Source organism: Luteolibacter rhizosphaerae (assembly GCF_025950095.1).
Lineage (GTDB): Bacteria > Verrucomicrobiota > Verrucomicrobiia > Verrucomicrobiales > Akkermansiaceae > Haloferula > Haloferula rhizosphaerae.
Map to the genome: position 1 here is coordinate 458,722 of NZ_JAPDDR010000005.1, position 6,000 is coordinate 464,721.

General features: G+C 61.9%; 8 protein-coding genes and 1 tRNA gene. 4 read left to right on the forward strand and 5 right to left on the reverse strand.

Translation table 11 applies throughout. The annotated features are described in order from the left end of the window. Positions 1-15: 15 nt before the first annotated feature. Both OJ996_RS12150 and OJ996_RS12155 read right to left on the reverse strand, forming a co-directional pair. Complete coding sequence (locus OJ996_RS12150) at positions 16-999, reverse strand: PLP-dependent cysteine synthase family protein (protein WP_264513859.1); 984 nt, start codon at positions 997-999, stop codon at positions 16-18. A gap of 9 nt (positions 1,000-1,008) precedes the next feature. Further along, complete coding sequence (locus OJ996_RS12155) at positions 1,009-1,929, reverse strand: DMT family transporter (RefSeq protein WP_264513860.1); 921 nt, start codon at positions 1,927-1,929, stop codon at positions 1,009-1,011. A gap of 109 nt (positions 1,930-2,038) precedes the next feature. Here OJ996_RS12155 and OJ996_RS12160 point away from each other — a divergent pair, with 109 nt between their 5' ends. The 4 genes from OJ996_RS12160 (at position 2,039) to OJ996_RS12175 (ending at position 4,357) form a co-directional block, all read left to right on the forward strand. Beyond that, positions 2,039-2,332, forward strand: a complete 294-nt coding sequence (locus tag OJ996_RS12160; RefSeq protein WP_264513861.1) for a KH domain-containing protein — start codon at positions 2,039-2,041, stop codon at positions 2,330-2,332. Positions 2,333-2,436: 104 nt separating this feature from the next. Further along, positions 2,437-2,508 (forward strand) — tRNA-Arg (locus OJ996_RS12165). Between the two features lie 747 nt (positions 2,509-3,255). Then, positions 3,256-3,861: a DUF4136 domain-containing protein gene (locus OJ996_RS12170; RefSeq protein WP_264513862.1), complete on the forward strand. Its 606-nt coding sequence runs from the start codon at positions 3,256-3,258 to the stop codon at positions 3,859-3,861. Positions 3,862-3,871: 10 nt separating this feature from the next. Continuing rightward, the gene (locus OJ996_RS12175; protein WP_264513863.1) at positions 3,872-4,357 is read left to right on the forward strand and encodes a hypothetical protein; all 486 of its coding nucleotides are present in this window, start codon (positions 3,872-3,874) and stop codon (positions 4,355-4,357) included. 126 nt (positions 4,358-4,483) lie between these two features. Here OJ996_RS12175 and gp17 read toward each other — a convergent pair whose 3' ends face one another. From gp17 to OJ996_RS12190, 3 genes are read right to left on the reverse strand one after another with little or no spacing between them, the layout of a single operon-like run. Further along, positions 4,484-4,819 (reverse strand): tail completion protein gp17, encoded by a 336-nt coding sequence (gene gp17, locus OJ996_RS12180; protein ID WP_264513864.1) that lies wholly within the window; start codon positions 4,817-4,819, stop codon positions 4,484-4,486. Then, positions 4,816-5,175 carry an HK97-gp10 family putative phage morphogenesis protein gene (locus tag OJ996_RS12185; RefSeq protein ID WP_264513865.1) on the reverse strand — a complete coding sequence of 120 codons (360 nt, stop codon included), beginning with the start codon at positions 5,173-5,175 and terminating at the stop codon, positions 4,816-4,818. The genes gp17 and OJ996_RS12185 overlap by 4 nt, the downstream gene beginning before the upstream one ends. Continuing rightward, positions 5,081-5,701, reverse strand: a complete 621-nt coding sequence (locus tag OJ996_RS12190; protein ID WP_264513866.1) for a hypothetical protein — start codon at positions 5,699-5,701, stop codon at positions 5,081-5,083. The genes OJ996_RS12185 and OJ996_RS12190 overlap by 95 nt, the downstream gene beginning before the upstream one ends. Positions 5,702-6,000 lie beyond the last annotated feature (299 nt).

The window sequence follows — 6,000 nt, forward strand, 5'->3', positions numbered from 1 at the left end:
GTTCATCCGCGCAGTTCAACCATCCTCCCGCAGCCCGGCAAAGACCCGGTGCGAGAAGTAGCGCTCCATGCGATCCGGGAAAACGGTGACCACCCTTCCATCCCTTCCCAGACGGCGCTTCGCCTCCAAGGCCGCGGCATAATTCAAACCGGAACTCGGTCCCACCGGATAACCCAGGGCCCACAGGCGCTGCGTGAGATCGAGGCAGAGCTCTTCGCGCACGGTCACCTCCTGGATTGCACCACCCCGTGGGCCCTCCCGCCATTCTTTGTAGAGTAGCGACAGGCACTCGGCCACGCCCGGCACCTCCTTGCTGAAGATCAAACTGGCACATTCGGCGTTATCACCGAAGGCCCGGCCTTCGCAGGGAATCGCCGCGAATGCCTGCGCTCCGCACCCGGCATCGTCGAAAGCTTCCCATAGACCCCGCAAGGTGCCGCCCGTGCCCACGCCGCTGACGACCGCGTCCACGCAGCCGCACTCCATCTGCGACAGGATCTCCGGCCCGGTGAACATCCGATGGGCTTCGGCGTTGTCCGGATTCTCGAATTGCTTCGCAGCGAACCATCCGTGCTCCAACGCCGCGGACTCCGCGGCTTCCAACACCTTCGACATGCCGCCCTCGATCCGTCGGACTTCGCCACCATAGGCCCGGATCATCAGCCCGCGCTCGTTGGTCGCGCTGCTGGGGATAAAGGCGACGAACTTCAGGCCCATCTGGGCGCATGCCAGCGCGAGCGCGATGCTGGTGCTGCCGCTGGAAGCCTCCACCACCGTGTCCCCTTCCCGGATTTCACCACGTCGCCATGCCTTCTCCAGAATATGGCGGGCGATGCGATCCTTGGTGGAACCGCTGGGATTCATGAACTCCAACTTGCACCAGATCGGCCCCAGCTCCGCATCCAAGGTCACCGGCACCAGCGGCGTCGGCGGGATCTGGCGGATGAAGCGTCCACCCACGGGAGCAGGACGAGCGGGGGCGGCGACCGGAGAGATCATGGTCCGCAGTCAAGCAACTGCCGCCGGGCGGCTCAAGCGCTGTGAAGCGATAAGCGAACCAAGGATCAGGACTCCACCTAGAATGAACCCCTGGCCCGGCCGCTCGCCGAGGAAGAGCATCGATTCGAGCGTGGCCGCTAAAGGAATCAGGAACCGATAGCCTGCCAGCAGCGGCACCGGATGCAGGGTGGAGAGATGATTCCACTGCGCGAAGGCCGCGGCGGACACGAAAGCTAACCACACCGTGGTGCCCATCGCGGCGGGAGGCATCAGCAGCGCCGCCTTCGGAAACGAACCGGCTCCAGCCAGCAGTAGCCCCAGCCCCCCGCCAAGAAGCGAGAAGCCCGTGGCAGCCCGCGCCCCGATGGTCTTGCGCAGGCCCGTGAACTGCACTAGGCCGAGGGTCCCCAAGCCGGTCGAGCCCAGCAGGAGCAGCGTGCCGAGCCATGGATTCCCCAGTCCCGCCTTCTCCGAACTCGCCGCGACCGCCACCCCCACCCCGCCGATCGCAATCGCCAACCACTGGGCCAGGCGCGGCCACGGCGCACCTGCCGCCAAGGGCGCCAGCAGCATCCACCAGAAGCTTCCCAGCGCGGAGAGCAAGCCGGCGAGGCTCGCGCTCGCAGCCGAGATCGCGAGATAGAAGAGCAGATACTGCCCGAAGGTCTGGGTGATGCAGAAGCCCAGCAAAGCACGCTTCGAAGTGGCGCGAAACTCCTCCATCGGCCGTCTCGCCACCGCCAGCAGCATCAGTCCCGCCAGCGTGAAACGCACACCTGCGAACCACCAGCAATCGGAGGCGGTCGGCTTCAAGCCCTCCGACTCCCAGATCCGGTAAACCGCCTTGATTCCGGGGAACGCGCTCCCCCACAACAAGGCGCAGAGCAGCACCGGCGGCAGAACCTTGGTCCATCGGTGATCGCCGCTCACGGCGCGACGCTGGAATGCTTTCCCGCGTGGGGGAAGCGCGATCTTGTGCCTGACAGGGCCGGGGCGCTTCAAACCTTGCCCTGCCGGGTTTTTGCGCCATCATACATCCATGCAGGTGGTGACCGACCAGATCCGCAATTTCCTCCAGTACATTGCTGTCCAGTTCATCGAGTTCCCGGCGGAAGCACAGCTCAAGGTCACCGAACTCGGCCCGAAACGCCTCCGCTTCAAGCTCGTCCTGCGGCAATCTGACGTGGCCCTGCTGATCGGCCGGAACGGCTTCAGCGCCTCCGCCATCCGCGGCGTGATCAAGTCCATCGCCGAGCGCGAGGACGTGAACGTGAACCTGCAGATCCACTCCCACGAAGAGGAGACCGAGATGCTGGCGCGGGAGCGCCACTGAGCGATGGCCTCCGGAAAGCTCGCGAGAGTTATCCTTGCCAAGCCCGACGCGCCCCCACTACCCTCCGCCCCGCCGCTCGTGGCAGCAACGCCTGCCACCGAAATGGTCCCGTAGTCCAATGGATAGGACGATGGCCTCCGAAGCCGTAGGTACAGGTTCGATTCCTGTCGGGACTACTCTTGCTAGTCCGGGATAAGCAGGAAACACCCCGTATTTCAGGCACCCCCCTCATTTTTTGGGGAACGCTATCCGATCTCGATTCCATCGGATCATTTCCGGGAGCATTCCGAACCACGCATCTCCTTCTTCTGGAGCCATCGGCACTTGGTAGTGCTTCTTTAGCATGTCCACACTGTTACCCATCTCCAGCGCTAGAGCGTGTAGGTTCAGTAGGGTCGCGTTTCGATAGCTGCCGTAAGAGTGTCTGAGAGCATCTTGAGGCCAACCCTCTTCTCCGAATACCACCTCGCCAAGCCGCTTTGTCTCGCCGCCTTGCGTAGGGTTTGGCGGCCCCGCCGCAATTACCGACATTTTCGGCTACGCGCCGAACGCCGCCCACTTCGAGAAACACCTCGCCACGGTCAAGGCCAAGCACCTCCTCCGCAGCCTCATCGTCACCTGCACGGAATCCGCCGCTGGCATCGCAATCGATCACGGGTTCTTCTTCGACTGTCTCCCGCGAGAGGCCGGGGCCGCTTATGGAAACCTTCTCCGAAACCGTGTCCCAATTCGTGCCGTTGTATCGCTGAAGCTTCGAGCAGTTGCCTTTCATGCTGCCGACACGCTAGCCCGCCGCTTTGCTCCCTGCCCACTGCTGCGCAGCGTGGTTCGCCCCATTCAATCCACTTGAGTTCTCTGGCCATGTGTTGTTTTTCGGTGCGCGTCTTATGAAGCACCCCCTCCTCAAACCCCTCTTTGCAGTTATGGCATCGCTCGCCTTTGCCTCTTGCATGCCAGTTAACAGCAGCGTCACTCGATTCCACACTCTTCCCGCCAAAGGCTCCGGGCAGAGCTTCGTGGTTCTCTCGACGACGGGGACAAACTCCCTCGAATTTAATACTTATGCCGCTCTGGTGGCTGCTCACCTCCAGACTTACGGCTGGACCCAGTCGGCCTCCGAGTCCGCTGACTATACGGTCAACTTCGCCGCTAATATGGGCGAGAGTCGGCAGGAGCATGGTTCTCTACCCATCATGGGCCAGACCGGAGGGGGAACCACTTACCACAGCGGATCGGTGAACACCTACGGAAGCTACGGCTCAACACGAGGGACCTACTCGGGGACGTCGTATACTCCGGCCACCTTCGGCGTAGTGGGTTCGATGCCCTACAGCGTGACCTTCCATGACAGCTTCTTGAATCTGAGAATCCGGGATCAGAAAGACCAAGCAGTCTTTGAAGGTCGCGTCGCCGCCACCGGCAGAAACTCCGAGCTTTCGGTGGCTCTTCCTGCGATGATCGACGCCCTCTTCACCGGCTTTCCGGGTGAAAGCGGCAAAACGAAGCAGATCAGCAAGGCGGCCCGCTAGTCCGCTGCCTATGAACCATCAAGAGCCCTCCCCGGCGAAGTTGGACTCCAATCCAGTCACACGCCTTTTTCGGTGCTCGACGATCGAGGAGTGTCGCGAAATCCAGAAAGGCAGCCTGATCTTTCGCAGGCTCGGCAGGTGGCTGGCTCTCTGTTCAATCGGCATCACCTTTTTGATCGGCCATTGGGTGGACCACTTCCAGCAGGCGGTCAAATCCTACATGGCCAAATACGAGCTCCTTCTCCAATCCAGGTCGGTGAAGTGGTTCTACGACGGCGAGCTTCCATCCGTCGCATGGATCCAGGAGCTCATCCATTACTACAGGGTCATCGACGGCGTCCAGTCCATGATCCTCGCCGGTATGGCGATCTTTACGATGAGATGGTTTTACGCCGACTCCTTTGTTCGGCGCAATTCTGCCAAAGGCTTCTGGGTTGAGTTGTCGGCGATCGCGCTGGCGAACCTGTCCATCTACCTCCTTTTAACCTCTCGCTAGCTCTTCCATCTGATCACCCCCTGATAGAGACGCTAGATCGATGGGTATTCGCGATCACCTGGCGCATTTCACCAAATGCACCTCCACCACCCCCAGGCCCCATAGTCCTTGAGCCGCTCGTCATAGTCATCCGCCAGGTTCCCCCCAGGCACTCCCCTCGACCCGCCACCCGCCGCCGATCGCCACCGGGCTCATCCCCTGGAACCGCAGCCGGAACGCCTCCCTTAGCGCGTTCGACTGCGCCCGCGAGTCGGCATAGATCCGGACCTGATACGCCAGCGTCCCCAGCTTCAAGGCCCCAGCATCTAGCGCCGCCTCCGACTCCTCCCCGAAGAGCTGATAGACCAGGCACGGATTCTTCGCGCCCTCCGGCGCCACATCCGGAAACACCCGTCCGCCCAGCGCCGCCAACGAGTCCTCCCCTTTGATCGCCGCCACCAGCCACGTTAAAAGCTCATTCATCGGATTGTCTTCGTTGGCACTTGGAACTTTTCCCTTGGAACTTCAAAGGCCCCTCGCTTCCCGCTCGAGTCCCGCTCGAGTCCCGCGGCCAGTTCCCGTTTCACCACGTTCAAGACCTCGTCGGCCTTTCCTTCCAGTGCGGGCTTAAGATAGGGCTGCGCCGGATGGTACTTGGTGCCGAGCTCGGCGAAGCGGTAATAGCGCTCGACCGCGTCGGGGTAGTAGTCCTTCCCCGCATTCCCCTTCCGGTGCGCGAGCCGATCACTCGACCGCGCCCCGCCCTTCACCGTCACCTTGACCCCGAAGAGCCCCTTCGACGGCTTCGAGCTCGCCCGGTGCACCAGGGATCGCTTCACCGCACAGCACCGCCGCCTCCATCAGGATCGTCGTCTCCAGCTCCGTCGGGATCAGCACCCCGCCCGTCGAAGGCGCCACCGTCGTCAGGTTCCGGTACTTCTCCGGATCGCAACCCCGCGCGCTGAAACCGCCCTGCGCGAACACTAGGAACGAGTAAATGTATTCGTCCGTCGCCGTCGGCAACTTCGAGCGATCCGACAAGCCCATCACAGCCGCCGTTTGATCGTCGGTCGCCTCCGACAAGTTCAGCGCCCGCAGCGCCCGCAGCGCCGCGCGATCCGTCGCGATCGCCGAGTTCAGCCGGTTGATATCGAGGCCCAGCGCTTCATGCTTCCCCCACTCCTCGGCCGTGAAAGCGCGGTCCTTCCCGCCCTCCCCCGTCCCCTTCGTGGCCTTCGTGGCCTTCGTGGCCTTCGTGGCCTTCGTGGCCTTCGTGGCCTTCGTCAGATCCTCATACGCCGTCAAAAGCGGTGCGAGGCCCGTGCGGTGATTCTCGATAGAGCGCAGGATGTCGTTTCGATCCATGAGGACACCATCTGCCTATCCCCACCTCTTGAGGAACCGGCCGCAACTCTCGTTCGGCTCATTCAGCTTAGATTCCCCCCTTTGAGGTCATGTGCCTGCATATTCATCGAATGCTTAACCCTCGATAGATCGAGAAACGCCTTGCTTCCCTCAAGAATTTCAATCCCTTCTAAGAAGCTGTCTGAAAAATGGTCAGGCGTCGATTCTTGCGAGCATGCGCTTGGTCATGGAGAGATAGATCAGCGCTTCCGAATGTTCGATCCTTACCTCGTGGTCGCGGATCAAACGACGGGATTGGA

What these genes read in the sequence shown, in the direction of transcription:
- OJ996_RS12150 (WP_264513859.1), bottom strand. Translation starts at nt 999, where the DNA reads ATGATCTCTCCGGTCGCCGCCCCCGCTCGTCCTGCTCCCGTGGGTGGA.
- OJ996_RS12160 (WP_264513861.1), top strand. Translation starts at nt 2,039, where the DNA reads ATGCAGGTGGTGACCGACCAGATCCGCAATTTCCTCCAGTACATTGCT.
- OJ996_RS12170 (WP_264513862.1), top strand. Translation starts at nt 3,256, where the DNA reads ATGGCATCGCTCGCCTTTGCCTCTTGCATGCCAGTTAACAGCAGCGTC.
- OJ996_RS12175 (WP_264513863.1), top strand. Translation starts at nt 3,872, where the DNA reads ATGAACCATCAAGAGCCCTCCCCGGCGAAGTTGGACTCCAATCCAGTC.
- gp17 (WP_264513864.1), bottom strand. Translation starts at nt 4,819, where the DNA reads ATGAATGAGCTTTTAACGTGGCTGGTGGCGGCGATCAAAGGGGAGGAC.
- OJ996_RS12190 (WP_264513866.1), bottom strand. Translation starts at nt 5,701, where the DNA reads ATGGATCGAAACGACATCCTGCGCTCTATCGAGAATCACCGCACGGGC.